Genomic DNA, 19,546 nt, shown 5'->3' on the forward strand with positions numbered 1-19,546 from the left:
ATCGTATGCTCACGACAATTGCCCAAGCTCCTGCTTTAACACAGAATATAGCCTTGAGCTTGCCAGCTTCAGCGGTGCCTCGTTTGCTTTACAAAGAAGACCAAAGGTCATATCGATCAAGCTGCCGCTTAATTGCCTCACTGCTGTTCCTGCCGGGACAGGATGGACTAGAATTTGGGGCACAAGGGCAATCCCTAATTCACATTCTACATAAGATTTTAGAGCCGTCATGCTGCCAATTTCCATCGTGTCTAACGTAGTTATTCCATATTCTTTCATGACCATTTCAAGTTTGCGCCGATAAGGACAGATGGATGACGTAATAAGTAGGCGATGCCCCTGTAAATCTGCGGGTCCAATGCACTCCTTTTCTGCAAGAGGGTGATGTTCAGGCATCAAAACTACAAAATTCTCCTTAAATAAGGGTTCAAAATATAGCTCTGTACCCAAATCGGGAGCAGAGCATAATGCGATGTCCACGTCCCCTTGGAGAATACGCTCGCTTAATGTAGGTGTATTTCCAAACTCAACAGAAACCCGAATGTGAGGGTAATGGTTTAAGAATCGTTTTAAAATTTCGGGCAGTCGGTAACTGGCGGTCGGTTCAGTCACTCCTATACGAATGTCACCTGCGGTTCCCCTTTGCAGGTTCTCCATATTTTCCTGCAGTTGCTCCATGTCTTTTACAATGGGCAAACTTTGCTCATAAAACATCCTGCCAGCTTCAGTTAACTTTATTTTCTTGCCCCGCTCAATTAGTTGAACTCCTAGATCGGATTCCAGCTTCTGTATTTGCATCGTCACAGTGGATTGCGCATAATTCAACGCTTCCGCCGCACGCATAAAACTCCCGTAATTCACAATCATCTGAAATGTTTTGAGTGCTTTAATATCCATTCTCCTACTCCCAAGTCGCTTGTTTAAATTCAGTTTTATTGAATTACAAGTTCAGTTAATTCAATTATACAAAATATAATACATCCTCTACAATGATCCATAACAGATTTTATTACTTTTCTCACACAACACTAACGAGTTGGCTAAGGAGCGGATATACATGGATTTACATCAAAAAGTAGCCCTAGTTACAGGCGGCGGTACAGGAATTGGGAGAGCGATATGTATAAAATTAGCAGATCGAAAGGCTACGGTAGTCGTAAACTATTCCCGTTCTAAAGACGATGCAGAGGAAACCGTACGTATGATACTTGAACAGGGAGGAAGTGCAATTGCATTACAGGCAGATGTTTCCCAAGATCGGGAAGTTCGGGATATGGTCGAGCAGATTGTTCAGCAATACGGCACGGTTGATGTACTGGTGAATAACGCCAGCATTACACATCATATTCCAATGGACGATCTAGAGGCCGTTACGGAAGAGGTGTGGAATGATCTCTTGGATGTCAATGTGAAAGGCATGTTTTACTGTGCTAGAGCCGTAGCTCCTTATATGAGGCATCGTCAACAAGGAGCTATCGTCAATCTGGGAAGTATAGCTGGACAAACAGGGCTAGGTTCCTCACTACCCTATGCAGTATCCAAAGCAGCCGTCCACGGGCTGACCAAATCGTTAGCACGATCCCTGGCCCCTGATATTCGAGTCAATTGCATCGTGCCAGGCGCGGTGGCGACAAGATGGTGGGCAGGTAGGGAAGAACAAATGAAACAATTGGCTCCTCATCTGCTGCTACAGCGCATTTCCACACCTGAGGATATTGCTAGCATGGTCTGCTCTGCTTTGGAACAGGAAGCCATGACAGGCCAGATCATTACGGTAGACAGCGGACAAACGCTATAAAGGTACTGAGCTTCTGGGTAAAAAACAAGCCGCCTTCTCAGACAGAAGGCGGCTGTTGAGCTATCGAATACCGTCGTTAACTACGTTTTTGCCTAATGGCATCCCCATACTTGTACCTTTCACGAATCTAACAAATAAATAGCGAACAAGCGGCCCTACAATGCAGAGCTGTAGAGGAAAAGCAAACGCAAAATTCTTAACAACTAAAGACAAGTAATTTTTAAATAATGAGCCTTCTGAAAGACTATTAAAAAAGTAAGCCGTCCCCAAACCATAAAGTGACATACAGAGAACCATGCCAATGACCATACAACATGAAAGGGATAGAATTACAAATAGCCTTTTGGATTTGTCGTACGGTAATGAGAAGGCTATTTTCTTTGCTACTGGACCGACAATACATAATTCCAATACGAAAGCAGTGATAAAACATAAAATAAATTGAAGAAGCATTGCCTTTAGAGACATGGTGCCAATCAAGCCATTTGTATATAGATTATACAATGTCATGAATACGACCATCCCCAAGCACATCATTAAACCAAAATAAAAATTTTCTTTCTTCGTTGTTGGCAATTCCATCATCCCTTCTTTTGCTTTGCTAATTATATAAATAGTCGAAACCCGAACATAAGTGAACATTTTGTGAACAATTCGATAGACACTCTCTTTTAGAACACAAAAAAGGCATCGTTCATCTCAACGATACCTTGCATGTTTCAGTTAAATCCTCAATGATCTGCTTTTAAATCTAAGCCAAATCTCTTCAGCTCAATAAAAATACCTTCCAGGCGCTTCCCTTTTTCCGTTAACGAATATTCAACCCGCGGGGGAACCTCCGGATAAACCTTTCTTTCTAATAGACCGTTGTCTTCGAGTTCCCTTAGGCGCAGAGAAAGCGTCTTGGGACTAATTCCTTTCATGGATTTCTGAAGCTGGCTGAATCTCAGTGTTCCTTCGATCAGAAGGTCACGAATAATTAAAAAAGTCCATTTGGTTCCGATTAAATCAAGCGTTTGGGCAATAGGGCACGGCTGGCCTGGTATTCCTTTCGTCAATTCAATAGGTTCTGGGACATGCATAGGAACTCCCTCCACAAAAAAATCTGCTAAACCCAATGGTATCACAATAGTTTCCTTTAGGAAACTATATGAATTAAATATCACTACTTCCATAAATGAATTTACTACATATACAATATCGTCGTAGCTAATAACGTTTTCTCTACTACGAGGAGGTGAAGAGTTGAAAAATATATTAATCATTAATGGTCACGAAAAATATGACTCTTCTGAAGAAATCTGAACCAATCATTGATGGACCATATGGTGCGTCTCTTAAGCGAAGAGAACAAAATTAAGACAACTTCTGTTCAGAATGGTTATACCATCAGCGAGGAACAGGAAAAATTTATTTGGGCGGATGTAGTCATTTACCAAACACCTATCTATTGGTTCAGTGTTCCTGGATTATTAAAAACCTATATGGATGAGGTCTATGCCTACGGTGTATTCTTTACGGGTTCTCGCACATATGGGGGCGGAGGTTTATTAACCAATAAGAAATATATGTTCTCAACGACCTGGAATGCTCCAGAAAAAGCCTTTAATGATCCAACTCAATTTTTTAAGGGCAATGGCCTAGAGGCAGCACTCCGTCATTTGCATTCTGCACATGCATTTCTCGGTATGGAGCCCTTAAAAAGCTTTGCATGCTACGACGTCATTAAAAACCCGAATATATCTCAGTTTATTACTGATCTCGCAGTTCATTTGAAAGACGTATTCCATGAGTAACAAATCCAGCTAAACTATAGGAGGGATTCATTTGCAAAACCAAAAGATTGTGATTATAGGTGGAAGTTCAGGTATTGGTTTAGAAACAGCTAAGCAAATCATTTCGTTAGGAGGAGAAGTGATTATTGCCAGCCGCTCTGAAGATAAATTGCACAAGGCCAAAGAGATGCTGGGCCCTCGTGCAACAATATATGTGCTGGACACGACAGATGAGCAGCAGGTAAAGTCTTTCTTCGAAAAAGTGGGCTCCTATGACCATCTTGTAGTGAGCGCGGCAGAAACATCAGGTGGATCATTCCTTCAATCGGAAACGACAGATGCCCGCAAACTATTCGAAAATAAGTTCTGGGGCCAGTATTATGCAGCTAAATATGGGTCTTCTCAACTCTCAACCCAGGGTTCCATTACCTTATTTTCAGGAGTGGTGGCATACAAACCGATGGTCGGGTCCTCAGCGCTTGGGGCTGTGAATGCAGCAGTTTCGAATCTTGGTCAGACTTTGGCGTTAGAGCTTGCTCCTATTCGCGTGAATGTCGTCTCCCCTGGCATTATTGATACACCTTCCCGCAGTAAAATGTCTGAAAACACGCGTAATCAATTCTATGGTACGGTGGCGAATAGGCTTCCTGTGAAACGAGTTGGACTTGCGGAGGATGTGGCACGAGGCGTACTTTATTTGATTGAAAATCAGTTTGTGACCGGGACAGTCCTCCATGTGGATGGCGGGCACATTTTAACATAAAAGCTTTGGCTAAGATCGATCAGTCATACAACAAAAGGAGGAGAACGCTCCCGCACCTCTGCTTGGGCGTTCTCCTCCTTATCTTATTCATAAATGATTTAAAACACTTTATCCTAATGATGATGAATACGACGTTTGTTTCTCAAAATGTTGCGAATCATCTTATGATTAGGGAGCTGCCTGAATAACATATGTCCGGGATGCGGATTGGCCTCGATAATCCAGATTTGGCCACTCTTCTCAACAGCAAGATCGATGCCCAGCTCGCGAACCGGATGATTTTTGTCAATCGTGTCGGCAATAATTCTAGAAAGCTCGATGATCTGGTCCAAAATCTCTTTCATTTTTGCTCTGTCATTTTTAAAAACCCTTAAAAGCACTTTGGATAACGGCGCCGCATGTCCTCCCTTCCGATAATTGGTAACCACTTTTCGGGGTGCAGCGACACGACCGGTTACCCCTGAGATAACCCATTCCGAGTTTGGCTTTTGCATATACACTCTAGCATCAAAAATCGAACCTTTGTACTTGGCTAACTTGAGTCCTTGCTGTACCAAATAACGACGATGAGGTCTTCGGTAGCTTCTAATTGCTCTTCTTACGGCGTGGGATCTAACGACTCTGCGACTGGAGCCGCAACGAACTTCATATCTCCTCCCTACCTTTTTCGCGCGTATGATGCCGGTTCCCCCACTCCCATAATTAGGCTTGATAAAGACTGTGCGATAGGTATCCAGCATCCGTAAAGTCCTTGCATTCGTAATCCAGCGGGTTTCGGGCAAGTGCGAGCGTAAAATGGGATGTTGTCGCATTTCCTTGTATTGAATCATCTTTCCAATGGGCACGAATATCCCTCGATTCTGTTGGGTTTTTGCACACACTACATGAATATGCATCTATATTCTATCTTGGTAACGGCGAATGCCACAGTTTGCTATGTAAGAAGCAAATCTCCTATTTCCTATGTCGAGCCTTCTTTGATTTCAAAAGATAGATGTACAATGTATCTTTACATGACGGGGTTATTGTAAATGCCTATAAAGTTGATTCCAATAATATATTAGACCAATAGCAATTCTGGATATACGATGTGTATAAAATAACGTGAGGAGGAATGTTAACGTGTCTGTTTATGATTTTCAAGCAACCTTAATCAACGGGAAACCGATTAAACTCTCAAACTATAGAGGTAAGGTTCTCCTTATTGTAAACACTGCCAGCATGTGTAGCTTCTCCAGTCAATTCGCTGATCTGCAAAAGCTCTATGAAAGACGGAGGGAACAAGGTTTTGAAATCCTTGCGTTTCCTTGTAACCAATTCAATGAAAAAGAGCCGGGTAGCAATTCGGAGGTTCAGACATTCTGCCAAAATAACCATGGATTAACCTTCCCACTATTTGAGAAGACGGATGTAAGAGGTTTATCTGCTCATCCTTTATTTCAATATCTGACCCAACAGTCACCTTTTCAAGGCTTTGATACCCAGACCAAAGACGGTCAATGGATGGATGATTTCTTACGGGATAAATATCCAGAAATATACGTCGGCGACGGTATCAAGTGGAATTTTTCCAAATTCCTGATTAACCGTGATGGCCATGTAAAAGGCAGATTTGAAGTAACAACAGCGCCCTGTGCTATTGATCCTGTCATCGAATCGCTATTGTAGTTTTTCTGGTCACTTCTTTGGATTCTTTTAAAAAAATGAGTATCAAATGACAAAAACGAATATTTGTCATTTGATACTCTTTGTGTTATCCTGACTTCAAGGAGGTGACTCGCACGGTAAGTCAGCCGTGTCTCTATGGAAAAATCCTCAGATATACTGACCAAGGAACAGATTCTTATCGCGACAGAAGACACACTTAGGCGATTTGGTGTAGCCAAAAGCTCCGTGACGGATGTTGCTAAAGTATTGGGAGTAAGTCATGGCACCATTTACCGACACTTTAAAAGTAAAGCCGAGCTTCTTGAAGGTGTGACCGAAAAATGGCTAAATGAAAAGATTATTGATCCATTGACGGAGATATGCCAGGATTCATCTGTGCTAGGAATACCGCACTTAAAACGATATATACAGACCTTGATTGAGCTTAAGCAGTATTATGCCCGCGATGACGAGGAAATGTTCGGGATGTATACCCGGGTCACCGAGCAAGCCGCGGATTTAATCGACCAGCATATCGCCCACATTGTGGATCAGCTCGCTGATATTATTGCGCGCGGGGGCATCACAGCGGATCAGCCGATCCAACTGGCGCGTACGCTTTTCTATGCCACAGCCCGTTTTCATCATCCCGCACATGCTTACGAATGGAAGAGTCCGGCGATTGATCGGGAGTTTTCAGATGTGTGGATGCTTTTAGAAAAAGGGATATCTTAAAAATATTTGGAAAGAAGGCTGAGCACATATGAAGCATTTGGATGGGAAAATAGCAATTATCACTGGCTCATCCAGGGGAATTGGACGTGCCATTGCTGAGCAGCTGGCTGATCTAGGTGCTGCTGTAGTTGTCAATTATGCCAACAGTCCGGATAGAGCTAAAGAAGTTGTAGCAGGCATTATTCAAAAAGGCGGAAAAGCCCTGGCTCTCCACGCTGATCTGAGCAAGATGAGCGATATTGAGGCCTTATTTACCAATACGATTGCTGAATTCGGCAAAGTAGATATTCTGGTTAACAATGCCGGGCTGATGATTACCAAACCTCTGGCTGAGGTGACCGAAGCTGATTTTGACCAACAATTCGCGCTGAATGTAAAAGGTACCTTCTTTGCCTGTCAGCAAGCGATGAAATACATGGAGAACTACGGAAGAATCGTGAATCTGTCCACGTCCGTGATCGGACAAATGTTTCCGGCTTATAGCGTGTATGCGGGAACGAAAGGCGCGGTGGAGCAATTTACCCGTCAGCTAGCCAAAGAGTTCGGAAGCAGACAAATTACGATCAATGCCGTGGCTCCCGGCCCTGTCAACACAGAGCTTTTTCAAGCAGGAAAAACAGAGCAGCAGATCGAAGGCATGAAGAAAATGAATGCTATGGGTCGTCTCGGTGAACCGGAAGATATCGCTGATGTGATTGAGTTTCTGGTCAGCGCTAAATCGCAGTGGGTTACCGGACAGACCATCCGCGTCAATGGCGGGTTCATCTAAAAGCTGGAATACATGAAATGGAGGCTATACACGTTCATGATATTACACAAAGGCGAGACCTTATTTCGACAAGGGGAAACTGGCCCTTTATATCACTTAAAAAGCGGCCTGTTAAAAATTATCCGAGTCCATGAAGACGGCTCGCAAATTTTAGTTAATGTAATTGTGCCCGATGAAATCATCCCGCACCACTCCCTCATCAGCCCCAATCCCTATTATGGTACCGCGATGGCGCTGGTCACCTCAGAGATTGAGGTTCTGTCGCAAAAAGAATGGTACCTGAAGCTGGAGCAAGACCCGGCTCAATGTCGAGCCATCGCTTTGCAGCTACAGGATAAGCTACGCATGATGCAGCAACGAATTGACCAGCTCACAGAGGTATCGCCTGCCGAGAAGCTTCGGAAGCTTCAACGCTGGTTTCACTCCTACATCGCACCCGCTACGTTAACAGACGTATTGACGCAGGAGGAAATCGGACAGTTCATCGGGCTACGCCGGGAGACGATCAACCGGCTATTGCGTGCTTCAGGCGCTCCATCTGCAAAAGATGGTGACGATAATGCATCTCGATGAGTCTAAACCACTCTCCCGCATTCAACGCGCCAAATCCGGGATGAGGAGAAGTAGACGACCCTGTTGATTTCTCAACGGTTGGCTCAATCTCTCTCATTTTACGGATCACCACGTTTAATCCTTCTGCAATCTCTTCTTTGCTCGTCGGTTGGGGGGGAGTATACTGCGGAGATGGTGGGACTTGAATACGTATGGGTGGATAGCTTCCCAAGTTAAATGCGGTTGTGCCCGCCTCCGTTTTAGTCCCTTTTTCTCCATTAGACTGTAGACAAAGATCTATATTCCTAAGATGCATATAAAGAGCAGAGTTCACCAAATGAAGATACATTTGTCCAAGCGACCATTGTCCCTCCTGCGGTGTGTACTGCAATTGCTCCAGGCTAAAGCTGTCCAATTCAAGAATATAGTGCTGTGCCGTCTCTTCAAAACGCTGTAATGTTTCGCTTGTATTCATATAGTAGATGCCCCTCTCTATCAAAGTAGCTTTACTATACAAGAATGCTACTGACAGCATTATGTCAGTAGCATTTCAACATTTTTTCCACTTCTGTCCGGACACGCTCGCGAAGCGATTCAGGCTCCAGCACTACCACATCTGCACCCCAACCAAGTATCCATGATAGTAATTCCTCTGGGTGTCTAACACGGAAAAATACATGGATTCCATCCTCACGCTCCTCCATGGACTCCATGTAAAAATGGTTCGCTTCCTTCACTTTATCTACAATATCCGAACGGACTTGTATGTGAACATTTATGTGGCGGTCATCGGATTGCTTGTAATCCTGCAAATTAAAATCAATAGGCAACTGATAACTGTCCTCCAGCATGATCAGATCGTTCATACGCGACAAACGGAAATGGCGCAGCTGTTGCCGCAATTCGCATTGTCCAATCAAAACCCACGAACCATGAAGTAGTACCAGACCATAAGGAGCGACCACACGTACGCTTTGGCGATTCCCGTCAGCCTCTGGCATTTTTTTGGAGTAACCAAACCGAACCTTCTGTTTAGCCAATACAGCGATGCGCAGCGTTTCCAAATAGGCTTTCTCTGTATGGTTTGTTCCTTTACCCACCGCCAGCAGTCTGATAGTCGTTCGCACCTGGGCAACTTCCCTGCGAACGCTCTCTGGTAAAATAGCTTCGATTTTTCTGCGTGAAGTTTGCGCCTTCATGCCATAGTCTGTATCAAATTTTTGTTCGACAAAATCTGTTCCGATTAGCAGCGCTACAGCCTCTTCTACAGTAAAGCTTACAGGAGGCAGGAAGTATCCCTCCATCAAAGAATATCCAATACCCGGTGCTCCTACAATCGGTACGCCCGATTCGCTGAGAGCCTGAATATCCCGATAGATCGTTCTCACACTCGTTTCGAAAATCGCCGCTAAATCCTCGGCCCGTATAATATCCTTACGTTGTAACTCTAGCAAGATAGCCAGCAAGCGGTCGGTTTTGTTCATACTATATCGCCCCGTCCTTGAGAGGATCTAAATGCACGAATTTAAAAGAGCAATAAGGGCAGTGCACGACTGCGGCTTATTGCTCTTTTTTTATAAGACGTAGTTGCTTCTTTACTTAAAAAACACTTTTTCAACGTTATATTTAGCCTTTTGCGAATTGATGATGTAGGTTTCATAAATTTCACGATCTACCGCATCTTCCACAATACAGACCTCAATAATCGCCACTTCGTTCCGATTAGCCTTGATCGGCGATACGTTATCTTCAAAATGCTTTTTGATTCTGGGTCTTAACTTCCTTGCTTTACCAACGAACAGTAATTCCTCCTGTGCATTGTAGAACATAAAGATACCAGCCTTATCTCTAGGAATCAGGTGGAAATCTGTAAATCCATAAATATGGCTGAGCTCAGGGTTAACCTGTTTGGTAATTGTGATATCCGGAGTTGGAATCGTTATATTAATCACTATGTCACTTCCTCATTCTATATAGGTGTAAATATTACCACAAAGATGAAGGTAACACCATTCCATAAATTCTTGCCCCATTACTAACAGATCGGGAGGAATTTTATGATTTCCCTACTATGCGGAGTAGGTTGGTTTCCGTTACAATATGTCAGTGTGATTCTGGCATCGGCAGATTGACACGTACTTAAATATTATTGGAGGCTTCTATTTTTTCATGCAAAATGAATCTCATTCTAACGTAAAAATCATAACGGCCGATCCGAGCGCGATCGGCCTGTTTGGCTTGGCCATTGTAACGCTTGTAGCTTCATCCCAAAAGCTTGGTCTCACCGAGGGCTTGAGCTTTATTATTCCTTGGGCTATCTTCCTGGGTGCCTTTGCACAGCTGTTTGCCTGCATTCAGGATGCAAAGCATAACAACACCTTTGGCATGACGGCATTTGGCGCTTACGCCTTCTTCTGGTTAGCCGTAGCTAGTAGCTGGATGATTAAAATGGGCGTATTCGGCTCAGAGCTGGCATCAGCGGTGGATGGTAGGCAGCTCGGCGTTGCCTTTGCCGGCTATCTCATCTTTACGCTCTTCATGACCATTGGAGCCATGGAGACGCACAAGGTTCTATTTTTTATTTTTGTGTTGATTGATTTTCTGTTCCTCGGCCTTAGCTTCGATGCATTCGGCATTGCCCCAGAGGTGTTCCACACCATCGCTGCTTATGCTGAAATGGGCATTGGTCTACTCTCGCTGTACGGTACAGGAGCTGCTGTTCTGAATGCACATTTTGGCCGTACATTCCTGCCTGTAGGACGTCCTTTCGGCATCTTCAAACCACGTCCTTAGCTGCATATGTATGCCCCCCAAAGCCACCTTTCGCGCCGATCCGCGTTAAGACAGCTTTGGGGATATAAGGCTGGAATTACTCGGCTTGCTACTAGATGCTGCTTATTAAAGTTAACTTGAAGTCAAGTGCTGCCTTGGATCGCTGTATCTGAACTAAACTGCCAAGTATAATATTGGTATAATAACAAAGTGAAAGGGGATGATATCGTTGAGAAAACGGCTGAACAATGGAGTTAATTGCACGCCGACTAAAGGCTGTCCGGTGGAAGTAACCTTGAGCATTATCGGCGGAAAGTGGAAAGGAATCATTCTGTACGAATTGCTGGGTGGAACTAAGCGGTTTCAAGAACTGCGGCGGGCACTTCCCACGGTCACTCAAAAAATGCTGACCCTCCAACTACGAGAGTTAGAAGCAGACAATCTCATTCACCGTGAAGTTCATCACCTTGTTCCGCCTAAAGTGGAATACTCGCTAACCCCGCTCGGAGCTTCGCTTGAGTCAATACTCACCCAAATGAAGGCTTGGGGAGAACGGTTTCAGGCCGAGCATCATCTCTCCGACTTTTCAAACCTGAAATAACGAACCGGTGTAATAAATGAAACTGAGGATAAAAAAAGTGCCTAATTTACAATCTCCGCGTGTCGGATTAAGCTAAAGATGCTCGCCGGCGAAATCCTAGGACGTATGATCACCGTCCGACATACAGAGGAGAATGGATATGAGCGCATATGTTATCGTAGATATAAAAGTAGAGGAAGAAGCTGTTTTCAAACAATACGCAGAGCTAGCAGATGCGCTGCTGCAGGAAGTTCCGGGATTCCGCAACCTTACGCTAGATCCACAGCCCGAGACACTGGAAGGCACATGGAAGCCGTCAATAGTCGTAGTTCACGAATTCCCGACTTACGAGGCTGCCAAGCAGTTCTATTATTCCGATGACTACGCGCCCTTAATTAAGCTGCGTCAATCAGGAACTCAAGCTAACGTTATTCTGGTTAACGGAAGAGCATAAACTTCTGTTCTGCTACTTTTCATATACTAGGACAATTCGCACTCGAATTAGGTAACTAGCTTGTTTTATTTCATACTCATTAAATAAAACAAACTCCTACGTCCTATTAAGAACGTAGGAGTTTGTAATACAACGTAAAGAATGTAACCGCAACCAATATATCAACCGCCTCCGCCAGCATCTTGTTCTCCTCCACATGAAGGTAACACCATTCCATAAAATTACAGAGTGTCCCCTGCGACAGGCTTCATCGTTTTTTCCGCCATTCTGTCGAGTGTCCAGACTAGTACCCCCATGGCAAGAGTGGCGATGACCGCTATAATTACTGTTCCGCCTACATGTAGCAACAGCACGGGAACCCACAGCAGTCCAAGTATACGATGGATGGTTCGCATCCACTTGTTACGTACTTTATTAATATAGAAGCCGTACCCGGAGATTGCCAGTATAATAGCAAAGGCTGCTAGGCCGGAGTAGGTTTTGTGATCTTGAAATTTGGTAATCAGGAAATAGACGCCATGAACGGCAATAAGAATCAAGGTCGCCCAACCCAGCAGTTTATGCAAGGAGTGAAACAACTTTCCGGCCTTTCGAACCAACATTGACGGCGATCTCAGTTTCTTCTTAAACCAGAACCAACAGAAAGAGGCCGCCCCAAGAAAAACGGAGATCGTGCCCAAGGTATTAAATATTTCCCCGTTTCCCCCACCACCTTTTCCGCCGGGACGTCCGCCCATGTGCCCTGGTACACTGCCGCCTCCCGGAGGTCGCATGCCAGGCTTGCCGCCGGAAACCGAGGACATGTAGTAATAGTAGATTACGAGTAGAGCCGCTACCGTAACTGCGATGATTGCCGGAATCCAAACCGTCTTTTTCATCTTTGTTTTCATTGTTATGCATCCTCCCCGGGAAAATTGCCTTGATTGTACCCGGTCAAGCTGAAAACAAGATGAAAGCTGGCTGAAAGTATCCCTTTTTTGGGTATATAAAATCATACAATGATAACAATGTATACAATAATTGTAATCAAAGGGGTGCTTGTGAAAATGAAACAAGACGAGTGTCGTACGACCTTCCCGCAATTTCCAGAATCGTATTGGTTAGCTTCAACTGACGTCCCCAATTTCCCCAAGCTTAATGAAGATATTCAGGTGGATGTTGCTATTGTAGGTGCGGGGATCACCGGTATTACCACTGCTTATTTACTTTCTAAAAAAGGACTAAACGTCGCAGTCGTTGACGCAGGGCGGATACTTCATGGAACAACGGGCCATACCACCGCCAAAATTACCGCACAACATGATTTGATCTATAGCGAGTTCCTCTCACATTTTGGTAAAGAGAAAACCCAACTCTATTATGAAGCTAACCGCGATGCTCTTGAATTCATCAGACAAACGGTAGAAGAGTATCATATCGATTGTCAATTCACAGAAGAAGATGCCTATGTTTATACATGTGCGGATACGCATGTGGAAAAAATCAACGACGAATATAAAGCTTACAAGGAACTTGGCATCCCGGGAAGTTATGTCGAACAAACGCCTCTGCCCTTTTCAACTAAAGCAGCTATTATGATGGAAAACCAAGCTCAGTTTAATCCGATTCCTTTCTTAAGGTATCTAGCCAATCAAGTCATCCGGCAAGGCGGGAAGATTTATGAACAGACCACCGTTGTGGGTGTGGATAAAGGAACCCCCTCTATTATTAATACAAGCGACGGGCACAAGATTACCTGCAACTATGTCGTATCCTCCTCTCATTTTCCGTTCAATGATCCAAACAGTCTTTATTTTGCGCGATTGCATGCCGAGCGGTCTTATGTACTAGCGGTCAAGACGGACAAAACCTATCCGGGTGGTATGTACCTAAGTGCGGAAACCCCCAAACGTTCGCTTCGCTCTGTACTAATAAACGGTGAACCGATGGTCATCGTCGGTGGCGAAGGCCACAAAACGGGTCAAGGAATCTGCACATTTCAATACTATGAAGCTTTAGAAAAGTTCGCAGAGCAAACATTTGGATTAAAGGAAATTGTCTATCGCTGGTCGGCCCAGGACCTGTACTCGTTAGACAAGCTCCCTTATATTGGGCAGGAACTATCCGATGTTTCCAACATCCTCGTTGCTACGGGTTATAGAAAATGGGGGATGACCACAAGTGTCGCGGCGGCTTTATTAAATACGAATCTGATTACCAGAAGGGAAAGCCCGTATCAGGATCTTTTCTCCCCTTCAAGATTTCATGCAGACCCTGACATTAAAACATTTGTAACACAAAATGCGAATGTGGCGAAGCACTTGATTGCCGGTAAGCTGGAAATCAGCTATAAAAAAGCCGAAGAACTCCAGCAAGACGAAGGGGCAGTCGTCCGGGTAAACGGCAAAAGAGCGGGCGCCTATCGAGACCCACAAGGAGCTTTGCACCTGGTGGACACTACGTGCACCCATATGGGCTGTGAAGTTGACTGGAACGAGGCCGAAAGAACATGGGATTGCCCATGTCATGGCTCACGCTTTTCATATCAAGGCGAAGTAATTGAAGGACCCGCTAAAAAAGCACTTGGCAAGGTTGAAGCCGAATAGCACGATCCTTTCGGAATAAACCTAGTTATGGCTGGACAACATACCTTCTAGAATCATAAAAGAAAGGTGAGCCTATGATAAGCCAACAGCCTACATTAGCGGCGCATGAGTCCCTAGAGATCCATGAAGTGCTTAACTTCAAAACGTTATGTTTAGCAAAGTCCAAATTAATGCAGGGCTTAGTATTCGATCAAGAGCTAAAGGATTTAATGGAAAAAGATGTTCAGCAATCTATTCAGGCTATTGCCGATTTGCAAGCAATCTATGCTAAAGCACCGTTTCAAGCGCCTGTTCCTGACTTCCGCCCCACACCAATTTTAAATTGAGGTGAATGATGTGACACCTAACCAGACCCAGTCCGCTAAAATGGATTATGTGGACCCAAAAAACTCATTAAATATGCCGGAAATGGCAGACACGACACTTGCAATGGATTTTCTGGTTCGCGTCAAGGAAGGGGTTCGGAACACAGCAATAGCTTTGACAGAAACTGTCTCTAGCGATGCCAGAACCCTATTGCGCAATCAACTGCATCAAGGCATTGCGCTCCATCAGGAAGTTACCGATCTTATGGTACGAAAAAAATGGTTTCATCCCTATGATCTGCAAAAGCAATATCAATTGGATCAACTGTCAGCCAATAAGACGGTGGACATTAGCAAGATGAAACTGTTCCCAGACGATACCTCTCGAAAAGGTATGTTTGATCGCACGCCGGACGAACATATGGGAGGAAACCGGGCATGAAAGCAGTGACCTACCAAGGTATCAAAAACGTTGTGGTTAAAGATGTTCCGGACCCGAGTATTCAAAAAGCCGATGATGCGATTATCAGACTGACAACAACCGCTATTTGTGGTTCAGATCTGCATCTCATTCATGGAATGATTCCGAATCTACAAGAAGATTATGTAATTGGGCATGAGCCGATGGGGGTTGTAGAAGAAGTCGGCAGCGGCGTAACCAAATTGAAAAAGGGAGACCGCGTGATCATTCCGTTCAACATCGCGTGCGGTGAATGCTTTTATTGTAAAAACCAATTGGAAAGCCAATGTGATCATTCGAATGAGCATGGAGAAATGGGCGCTTTCTTTGGCTATTCCGGAACAACTGGGGGATATCCAGGTGGACAAGCTGAATATTTGCGTGTACCTTTTGCCAACTTCACTCACTTCAAAATTCCGGAGAGTTGTGAACATCCTGACGAGAAGCTTTGCCTGATTGCTGATGCCATGACGACTGCATTCTGGAGTGTCGATAACGCCGGAGTGAAGGACGGGGATACGGTCATTGTTATAGGCTGCGGGCCGGTAGGTCTGTTGGCGCAGAAATTCGCCTGGTTCAAAGGGGCAAAACGAGTCATTGCGGCAGACTATCTCGATTATCGTCTGCAACACGCGAAGCGCACCAATCACGTGGAGATCGTGAATGTGGAATCGCAAGAAAACGTCGGCAACTACCTCAAGGAAATAACCAAAGGAGGCGCGGACGTAGTTATTGACTGCTCCGGCATGAGCGGCAAAATGTCTCCGCTGGAGTCCTTGGCTTCCGGGCTTAAGCTTCACGGTGGAGCTTTAGGAGGGCTGGTCATAGCTACACAGGCTGTCCGCAAAGGCGGCACCATTCAAGTTACCGGGGTATACGGCGGTCGATATAACGGTTTTCCTCTGGGAGACATTTTTCAGCGAAATGTTAATTTGCGTACTGGACAGGCTCCTGTGATTCACTATATGCCTTATATGTATGAGCTGATCGATACGGGGAAGGTTGACCCTGGGGACGTTGTCACACACGTTATTCCGCTAAGCGATGCCAAACGGGGGTATGAAATTTTCGATACCAGACAAGACAATTGCATCAAAGTTGTACTTAAACCTTAACCATATATTGGACTGGAGGCAAATGTCGTATGGTGTATGGCCTGCACGAAACACTTGAAGTCCATGAATTGTCAGCATTCAAAACAGTGTGCCTTACCAAATCTAAAACCATGCAAGCCTTGATCTCTGATCCGGTTCTCAAAGCTATATTGCAAAAGGACGTTGACCTAACAACACGCCAATTGCAAGAGTTGGGTAACATTTTAAATCAAGCCTCGTCATCACAGGAGGTAAAACAATGAACATACTCTTGGAGCATTTGACCGGACTAAATATTTTAACCGACCAAGTGATTGCTGCCGATTTCTTAAACACCGCCAAAAGTGGTGTGAGAAATTACGCTATGGCTGTAACGGAAGCGGGAACTCCAGAAATTAAGGCTATGCTTATAAAACAACTGGATGAAGCTATTGATATGCATGAGCAAATTTCAACGTATATGATCGAACGCGGCTGGTATCACCCATGGAACGTAAACGAGCAGCTGTCGATGGATCTGCAAAATATCAATACCGCATTGCAAGCTCCTGTTTTGTAAAAGGATGCCTTCGGCATTATACGAAGCACGTTCTTGCATATATATAAAGCCCCCAAAGCCGTCCGTCGCGCTGATTGGCGTTAAAGACGACTTTGGGGGTTATTTCGTGGTCTTATTCCGCTTGCCAATTTGGCATCCGCTCTGCCGGGTAACGAAGGCCCGCTGCCATTCCTTTGGGGATAATGGCGTTAATAGTCTCCATTTCCTCTGCGGACAAGCCCACATTCACTGCTCCTGCATTTTCCTCTAAATACGTGACCCGTTTGGTGCCGGGAATCGGTACAATTCCCTCTTGTGCAAGCAGCCAGGCCAAAGCAAGCTGAGAAGGCTTGACTCCTTTTTGAGCCGCAAGATCCTTAACATGCTGCACGAGATCCAGATTCTTCTGAAAATTCTCAGGCTGAAAACGCGGCACCGTGCGACGGAAATCATCTTCTGCAAAATCATCAAACTTCTGAATTTGCCCACTCAAAAAGCCGCGGCCCAGTGGACTGTAGGCCACAAATTCGATGCCCAGCTCCTTACATGTGGGTATAACCTCATCTTCCGCTTCCCGGCTCCATAAGGAGTATTCTGTTTGCAACGCTGTAATCGGGTGTACCTTGTGAGCACGTCTGATCAGTGCAGGAGACGCTTCGGATAGCCCCAGATAGCGGACTTTTCCCGCTTGAACCAGATCACTCATCGCCCCTACTGTTTCTTCAATAGGCACATTCGGGTCAACACGGTGCTGATAGTACAAATCAATGACATCTACACCCAATCTTTGCAGGCTGCGATCACATGCCTGTTTTACATATTCAGGACGACCGCTGACACCCAGGAATCCCCCATCCTCTCCGCGCATAATGGAGAATTTGGTAGCCAACACTACCTCATCCCGGTAGCTGCGCAGGACTTGACTGATCAGTTTTTCATTTTTCCCCACACCGTACACATCGGCTGTATCCCAGAAGTTGATCCCCAACTCCAACGCACGATGAAGCGTTTTGATCGATTCCTGATCATCCAACTCACCATAATACTCGGACATTCCCATGCAGCCCAGACCCAGTGCAGATACTTGAAGCTCGCTGTTACCCAGTTGTTTCTTTTTCAATTCTATCACTCCCAAATTGTCAGAATAGTTACGTATTTCCTAATCACCACGTCACACCCAGTATGTTACTACTTAAAGTTAACTTTAAGTCAAGTGGTTTCTTGTATATGATGTTTCAAATTTTTTTAGAAAAATTTGATTTCCGGGTTGTAAAAGACAGCTGTAAATTTCCTATATATATGAGAAACGAATTATCGCGCGAGATTCTGTTTCAAAATCATCTAATTGGAGGTTTCCCATGCCAGCAAACTACTCTTACACCAAAACGTCTGATGGTTTCCATGTGATCATTACGCCAGCTTCGAATATCCAAAATAAAAATATTCGAAGCCGGATCACACAGCAAACCGATTACGGGATTAATGGGGGCTTCTTTTACCCTATCAGCACCACAAAACCGCCGACTCAAGGTTTATCCATTGCGGTGACACCTAATAACACTCACGATATTAAGGCAAATGCCAAAGAGAATAGTCGAGGTACTGCATTTATTTTTACGGAAAGCAACAAAACAAAAATAGGGATTACCCGTACTTCAAGTGTGGCGGATCTCAAAAAACAAATGGGAACGGCCATTAAGTACAAATCCATTATTAGCGGCGGTAGTCTATCATTGAAGAATGAGGAAGAAGTATGGCTCAAGGAGCTGAAAGAGATTGAAAATTTCGATCTGAACGGAACCTTGCGATACACCGAATCCATCGGACGGACAGGCTTGGGCTTCAAAGTCGTCAATAACATTTGGCAGGTCTACCTGGTTGTTCATGAAAATGCGACGCTGAAACAACTTCGCAACTATTTTATCAAGCAGGATTGCTTCGAAGCCATTCTTCTGGATGGTGGAGGCTCGTCCGGCATTCAGGTCAAAAATTCTGCAGGCACTATGGTCAAATATGAGCAAACACGTTATATCTACAACATGGTGAAACTTATTAACATCACCTAAGCCTTATGACGTGCTTCCATAGGAGTAAGGAGGCCTTACTGGCCTCCTCTACAAATCATCCAGCACGACCACTTCCAATGCTAGGAAAACAGGTGTTGCAGGGTACACATAGGAGACTTCAATGGATTGCCCCACCTGTAATTCTGCCGGACGGATTAATTGCCTCCGCTGACCATCCATCTGCTTATAAATATGTGTATCTGGGATAGATATATAGACTGATTGGATAGGTTTTTCCGCTGGATCATCACTTTGGGGTAGTTCTCTAGCAAATTGAACAGGCCGTTCAAATCGGATCAAATAGTCCATGGTAGGGGCTGCTAAGGGTTGTTCTACTTCTTTTTTAATCCTTTCAATACTTTCGATCTTGGCACGCCCTGTATATACTGTTGTACTTTCCAGATGATCCAAGTCAAAAATAGATCGAACCACCGCTCCATTAGATTTGTTAACCGGCGTAGCCGATTCTTTTGTAGAACATGCAGGCAGTAAAGCTGCCGCAAGCAAGGCAAAAACAAGAGCAGAAGCTCTATTTTTCATAAGTGATCCTCCCGAATCTGGTTTAAAGAATATATTCATTATTACGACGCAAACAGGAACAATTTGGTTGCTTTAATCTGTATTTATCTATTACATTCTGAAAGGTGTGCAAT

General features: G+C 44.5%; 26 protein-coding genes and 1 pseudogene. 17 read left to right on the forward strand and 10 right to left on the reverse strand.

The window, feature by feature from the left end:
• Nucleotides 1–9: 9 nt before the first annotated feature.
• The gene (locus tag MMB75_RS14140) at nucleotides 10–897 is read right to left on the reverse strand and encodes a LysR family transcriptional regulator (protein ID WP_064962802.1); all 888 of its coding nucleotides are present in this window, start codon (nucleotides 895–897) and stop codon (nucleotides 10–12) included.
• A 160-nt stretch (nucleotides 898–1,057) separates the two neighbouring features.
• Here MMB75_RS14140 and MMB75_RS14145 point away from each other — a divergent pair, with 160 nt between their 5' ends.
• Nucleotides 1,058–1,798, forward strand: a complete 741-nt coding sequence (locus MMB75_RS14145) for an SDR family NAD(P)-dependent oxidoreductase (RefSeq protein WP_277508157.1) — start codon at nucleotides 1,058–1,060, stop codon at nucleotides 1,796–1,798.
• A 60-nt stretch (nucleotides 1,799–1,858) separates the two neighbouring features.
• Here the strand turns inward: MMB75_RS14145 and MMB75_RS14150 are convergent, their stop codons facing one another.
• Complete coding sequence (locus MMB75_RS14150) at nucleotides 1,859–2,374, reverse strand: DUF2798 domain-containing protein (protein ID WP_025675731.1); 516 nt, start codon at nucleotides 2,372–2,374, stop codon at nucleotides 1,859–1,861.
• A gap of 155 nt (nucleotides 2,375–2,529) precedes the next feature.
• Nucleotides 2,530–2,880 (reverse strand): winged helix-turn-helix transcriptional regulator, encoded by a 351-nt coding sequence (locus tag MMB75_RS14155; RefSeq protein ID WP_064962804.1) that lies wholly within the window; start codon nucleotides 2,878–2,880, stop codon nucleotides 2,530–2,532.
• 163 nt (nucleotides 2,881–3,043) lie between these two features.
• On the opposite strand from MMB75_RS14155, the pseudogene MMB75_RS14160 reads away from it, so the two are divergent.
• A pseudogene (locus MMB75_RS14160) lies at nucleotides 3,044–3,594 on the forward strand (NAD(P)H-dependent oxidoreductase).
• 31 nt (nucleotides 3,595–3,625) lie between these two features.
• Nucleotides 3,626–4,336, forward strand: coding sequence for an SDR family oxidoreductase (locus MMB75_RS14165; protein WP_064962806.1), 711 nt, complete (start codon nucleotides 3,626–3,628; stop codon nucleotides 4,334–4,336).
• Between the two features lie 113 nt (nucleotides 4,337–4,449).
• Here the strand turns inward: MMB75_RS14165 and MMB75_RS14170 are convergent, their stop codons facing one another.
• Nucleotides 4,450–5,181 carry a YheC/YheD family protein gene (locus MMB75_RS14170; RefSeq protein WP_231124554.1) on the reverse strand — a complete coding sequence of 244 codons (732 nt, stop codon included), beginning with the start codon at nucleotides 5,179–5,181 and terminating at the stop codon, nucleotides 4,450–4,452.
• A 277-nt stretch (nucleotides 5,182–5,458) separates the two neighbouring features.
• Here MMB75_RS14170 and MMB75_RS14175 point away from each other — a divergent pair, with 277 nt between their 5' ends.
• From MMB75_RS14175 to MMB75_RS14190, 4 genes are all read left to right on the forward strand, one after another.
• Nucleotides 5,459–6,004 (forward strand): glutathione peroxidase, encoded by a 546-nt coding sequence (locus MMB75_RS14175; RefSeq protein ID WP_277508165.1) that lies wholly within the window; start codon nucleotides 5,459–5,461, stop codon nucleotides 6,002–6,004.
• A gap of 135 nt (nucleotides 6,005–6,139) precedes the next feature.
• Nucleotides 6,140–6,718: a TetR/AcrR family transcriptional regulator gene (locus tag MMB75_RS14180; protein WP_277508167.1), complete on the forward strand. Its 579-nt coding sequence runs from the start codon at nucleotides 6,140–6,142 to the stop codon at nucleotides 6,716–6,718.
• Nucleotides 6,719–6,746: 28 nt separating this feature from the next.
• Nucleotides 6,747–7,487 carry an SDR family oxidoreductase gene (locus tag MMB75_RS14185; RefSeq protein ID WP_277508169.1) on the forward strand — a complete coding sequence of 247 codons (741 nt, stop codon included), beginning with the start codon at nucleotides 6,747–6,749 and terminating at the stop codon, nucleotides 7,485–7,487.
• Nucleotides 7,488–7,523: 36 nt separating this feature from the next.
• Nucleotides 7,524–8,060, forward strand: a complete 537-nt coding sequence (locus MMB75_RS14190) for a Crp/Fnr family transcriptional regulator (protein ID WP_277508171.1) — start codon at nucleotides 7,524–7,526, stop codon at nucleotides 8,058–8,060.
• On the opposite strand, the gene MMB75_RS14195 is transcribed toward MMB75_RS14190, so the two are convergent.
• From MMB75_RS14195 to MMB75_RS14205, 3 genes are all read right to left on the reverse strand, one after another.
• The gene (locus MMB75_RS14195) at nucleotides 7,993–8,514 is read right to left on the reverse strand and encodes a DinB family protein (RefSeq protein ID WP_277508173.1); all 522 of its coding nucleotides are present in this window, start codon (nucleotides 8,512–8,514) and stop codon (nucleotides 7,993–7,995) included. The two genes, MMB75_RS14190 and MMB75_RS14195, sit on opposite strands and share 68 nt — an antisense overlap.
• Nucleotides 8,515–8,578: 64 nt before the next feature.
• Nucleotides 8,579–9,523 carry a helix-turn-helix transcriptional regulator gene (locus MMB75_RS14200; RefSeq protein ID WP_064962811.1) on the reverse strand — a complete coding sequence of 315 codons (945 nt, stop codon included), beginning with the start codon at nucleotides 9,521–9,523 and terminating at the stop codon, nucleotides 8,579–8,581.
• 111 nt (nucleotides 9,524–9,634) lie between these two features.
• Nucleotides 9,635–9,991, reverse strand: a complete 357-nt coding sequence (locus MMB75_RS14205) for a nucleotide excision repair endonuclease (RefSeq protein ID WP_016822573.1) — start codon at nucleotides 9,989–9,991, stop codon at nucleotides 9,635–9,637.
• Between the two features lie 217 nt (nucleotides 9,992–10,208).
• Here MMB75_RS14205 and MMB75_RS14210 point away from each other — a divergent pair, with 217 nt between their 5' ends.
• The 3 genes from MMB75_RS14210 (at nucleotide 10,209) to MMB75_RS14220 (ending at nucleotide 11,845) form a co-directional block, all read left to right on the forward strand.
• A complete protein-coding gene (locus MMB75_RS14210; protein WP_013373781.1) occupies nucleotides 10,209–10,832 on the forward strand; it encodes an acetate uptake transporter in 624 nt (207 codons plus the stop codon).
• A 208-nt stretch (nucleotides 10,833–11,040) separates the two neighbouring features.
• Nucleotides 11,041–11,412 carry a winged helix-turn-helix transcriptional regulator gene (locus MMB75_RS14215; RefSeq protein ID WP_277508179.1) on the forward strand — a complete coding sequence of 124 codons (372 nt, stop codon included), beginning with the start codon at nucleotides 11,041–11,043 and terminating at the stop codon, nucleotides 11,410–11,412.
• Between the two features lie 139 nt (nucleotides 11,413–11,551).
• Nucleotides 11,552–11,845, forward strand: a complete 294-nt coding sequence (locus tag MMB75_RS14220) for a DUF1330 domain-containing protein (RefSeq protein WP_013373783.1) — start codon at nucleotides 11,552–11,554, stop codon at nucleotides 11,843–11,845.
• Between the two features lie 221 nt (nucleotides 11,846–12,066).
• Here MMB75_RS14220 and MMB75_RS14225 read toward each other — a convergent pair whose 3' ends face one another.
• Entirely contained in the window at nucleotides 12,067–12,735 is a 669-nt protein-coding gene (locus MMB75_RS14225; RefSeq protein ID WP_064962813.1) for a hypothetical protein, read from the reverse strand.
• 156 nt (nucleotides 12,736–12,891) lie between these two features.
• On the opposite strand from MMB75_RS14225, the gene MMB75_RS14230 reads away from it, so the two are divergent.
• The 6 genes from MMB75_RS14230 (at nucleotide 12,892) to MMB75_RS14255 (ending at nucleotide 16,848) form a co-directional block, all read left to right on the forward strand.
• Nucleotides 12,892–14,430 carry an FAD-dependent oxidoreductase gene (locus MMB75_RS14230; protein WP_277508183.1) on the forward strand — a complete coding sequence of 513 codons (1,539 nt, stop codon included), beginning with the start codon at nucleotides 12,892–12,894 and terminating at the stop codon, nucleotides 14,428–14,430.
• A gap of 74 nt (nucleotides 14,431–14,504) precedes the next feature.
• Nucleotides 14,505–14,756, forward strand: coding sequence for a hypothetical protein (locus tag MMB75_RS14235; RefSeq protein WP_016324904.1), 252 nt, complete (start codon nucleotides 14,505–14,507; stop codon nucleotides 14,754–14,756).
• 40 nt (nucleotides 14,757–14,796) lie between these two features.
• Nucleotides 14,797–15,177: a spore coat protein gene (locus MMB75_RS14240; RefSeq protein WP_064962865.1), complete on the forward strand. Its 381-nt coding sequence runs from the start codon at nucleotides 14,797–14,799 to the stop codon at nucleotides 15,175–15,177.
• A complete protein-coding gene (locus tag MMB75_RS14245; protein ID WP_064962815.1) occupies nucleotides 15,174–16,310 on the forward strand; it encodes a zinc-dependent alcohol dehydrogenase in 1,137 nt (378 codons plus the stop codon). The genes MMB75_RS14240 and MMB75_RS14245 overlap by 4 nt, the downstream gene beginning before the upstream one ends.
• Before the next feature lie 29 nt (nucleotides 16,311–16,339).
• Nucleotides 16,340–16,552: a hypothetical protein gene (locus MMB75_RS14250; protein ID WP_013373789.1), complete on the forward strand. Its 213-nt coding sequence runs from the start codon at nucleotides 16,340–16,342 to the stop codon at nucleotides 16,550–16,552.
• Complete coding sequence (locus MMB75_RS14255) at nucleotides 16,549–16,848, forward strand: spore coat protein (protein ID WP_129550253.1); 300 nt, start codon at nucleotides 16,549–16,551, stop codon at nucleotides 16,846–16,848. The genes MMB75_RS14250 and MMB75_RS14255 overlap by 4 nt, the downstream gene beginning before the upstream one ends.
• A gap of 112 nt (nucleotides 16,849–16,960) precedes the next feature.
• Here the strand turns inward: MMB75_RS14255 and MMB75_RS14260 are convergent, their stop codons facing one another.
• Entirely contained in the window at nucleotides 16,961–17,947 is a 987-nt protein-coding gene (locus tag MMB75_RS14260; RefSeq protein ID WP_025675726.1) for an aldo/keto reductase, read from the reverse strand.
• A 238-nt stretch (nucleotides 17,948–18,185) separates the two neighbouring features.
• On the opposite strand from MMB75_RS14260, the gene MMB75_RS14265 reads away from it, so the two are divergent.
• A complete protein-coding gene (locus tag MMB75_RS14265) occupies nucleotides 18,186–18,893 on the forward strand; it encodes a phosphodiester glycosidase family protein (RefSeq protein ID WP_025675725.1) in 708 nt (235 codons plus the stop codon).
• 48 nt (nucleotides 18,894–18,941) lie between these two features.
• Here MMB75_RS14265 and MMB75_RS14270 read toward each other — a convergent pair whose 3' ends face one another.
• Nucleotides 18,942–19,433: a hypothetical protein gene (locus MMB75_RS14270; RefSeq protein ID WP_277508195.1), complete on the reverse strand. Its 492-nt coding sequence runs from the start codon at nucleotides 19,431–19,433 to the stop codon at nucleotides 18,942–18,944.
• Between the last annotated feature and the right edge of the window lie 113 nt (nucleotides 19,434–19,546).

The sequence above is a fragment of the Paenibacillus sp. P2(2022) genome (assembly GCF_029522175.1).
GTDB classification, from domain to species: Bacteria; Bacillota; Bacilli; order Paenibacillales; family Paenibacillaceae; genus Paenibacillus; species Paenibacillus polymyxa.

Excerpts from the sequence above, each read along its gene's own strand:
- MMB75_RS14140 (WP_064962802.1), bottom strand. The coding sequence starts at position 897 with ATGGATATTAAAGCACTCAAAACATTTCAGATGATTGTGAATTACGGG.
- MMB75_RS14145 (WP_277508157.1), top strand. The coding sequence starts at position 1,058 with ATGGATTTACATCAAAAAGTAGCCCTAGTTACAGGCGGCGGTACAGGA.
- MMB75_RS14155 (WP_064962804.1), bottom strand. The coding sequence starts at position 2,880 with ATGCATGTCCCAGAACCTATTGAATTGACGAAAGGAATACCAGGCCAG.
- MMB75_RS14180 (WP_277508167.1), top strand. The coding sequence starts at position 6,140 with ATGGAAAAATCCTCAGATATACTGACCAAGGAACAGATTCTTATCGCG.
- MMB75_RS14185 (WP_277508169.1), top strand. The coding sequence starts at position 6,747 with ATGAAGCATTTGGATGGGAAAATAGCAATTATCACTGGCTCATCCAGG.
- MMB75_RS14190 (WP_277508171.1), top strand. The coding sequence starts at position 7,524 with ATGATATTACACAAAGGCGAGACCTTATTTCGACAAGGGGAAACTGGC.
- MMB75_RS14195 (WP_277508173.1), bottom strand. The coding sequence starts at position 8,514 with ATGAATACAAGCGAAACATTACAGCGTTTTGAAGAGACGGCACAGCAC.
- MMB75_RS14200 (WP_064962811.1), bottom strand. The coding sequence starts at position 9,523 with ATGAACAAAACCGACCGCTTGCTGGCTATCTTGCTAGAGTTACAACGT.
- MMB75_RS14210 (WP_013373781.1), top strand. The coding sequence starts at position 10,209 with ATGCAAAATGAATCTCATTCTAACGTAAAAATCATAACGGCCGATCCG.
- MMB75_RS14220 (WP_013373783.1), top strand. The coding sequence starts at position 11,552 with ATGAGCGCATATGTTATCGTAGATATAAAAGTAGAGGAAGAAGCTGTT.
- MMB75_RS14225 (WP_064962813.1), bottom strand. The coding sequence starts at position 12,735 with ATGAAAACAAAGATGAAAAAGACGGTTTGGATTCCGGCAATCATCGCA.
- MMB75_RS14230 (WP_277508183.1), top strand. The coding sequence starts at position 12,892 with ATGAAACAAGACGAGTGTCGTACGACCTTCCCGCAATTTCCAGAATCG.
- MMB75_RS14235 (WP_016324904.1), top strand. The coding sequence starts at position 14,505 with ATGATAAGCCAACAGCCTACATTAGCGGCGCATGAGTCCCTAGAGATC.
- MMB75_RS14240 (WP_064962865.1), top strand. The coding sequence starts at position 14,797 with ATGGATTATGTGGACCCAAAAAACTCATTAAATATGCCGGAAATGGCA.
- MMB75_RS14245 (WP_064962815.1), top strand. The coding sequence starts at position 15,174 with ATGAAAGCAGTGACCTACCAAGGTATCAAAAACGTTGTGGTTAAAGAT.
- MMB75_RS14250 (WP_013373789.1), top strand. The coding sequence starts at position 16,340 with ATGGTGTATGGCCTGCACGAAACACTTGAAGTCCATGAATTGTCAGCA.
- MMB75_RS14255 (WP_129550253.1), top strand. The coding sequence starts at position 16,549 with ATGAACATACTCTTGGAGCATTTGACCGGACTAAATATTTTAACCGAC.
- MMB75_RS14265 (WP_025675725.1), top strand. The coding sequence starts at position 18,186 with ATGCCAGCAAACTACTCTTACACCAAAACGTCTGATGGTTTCCATGTG.
- MMB75_RS14270 (WP_277508195.1), bottom strand. The coding sequence starts at position 19,433 with ATGAAAAATAGAGCTTCTGCTCTTGTTTTTGCCTTGCTTGCGGCAGCT.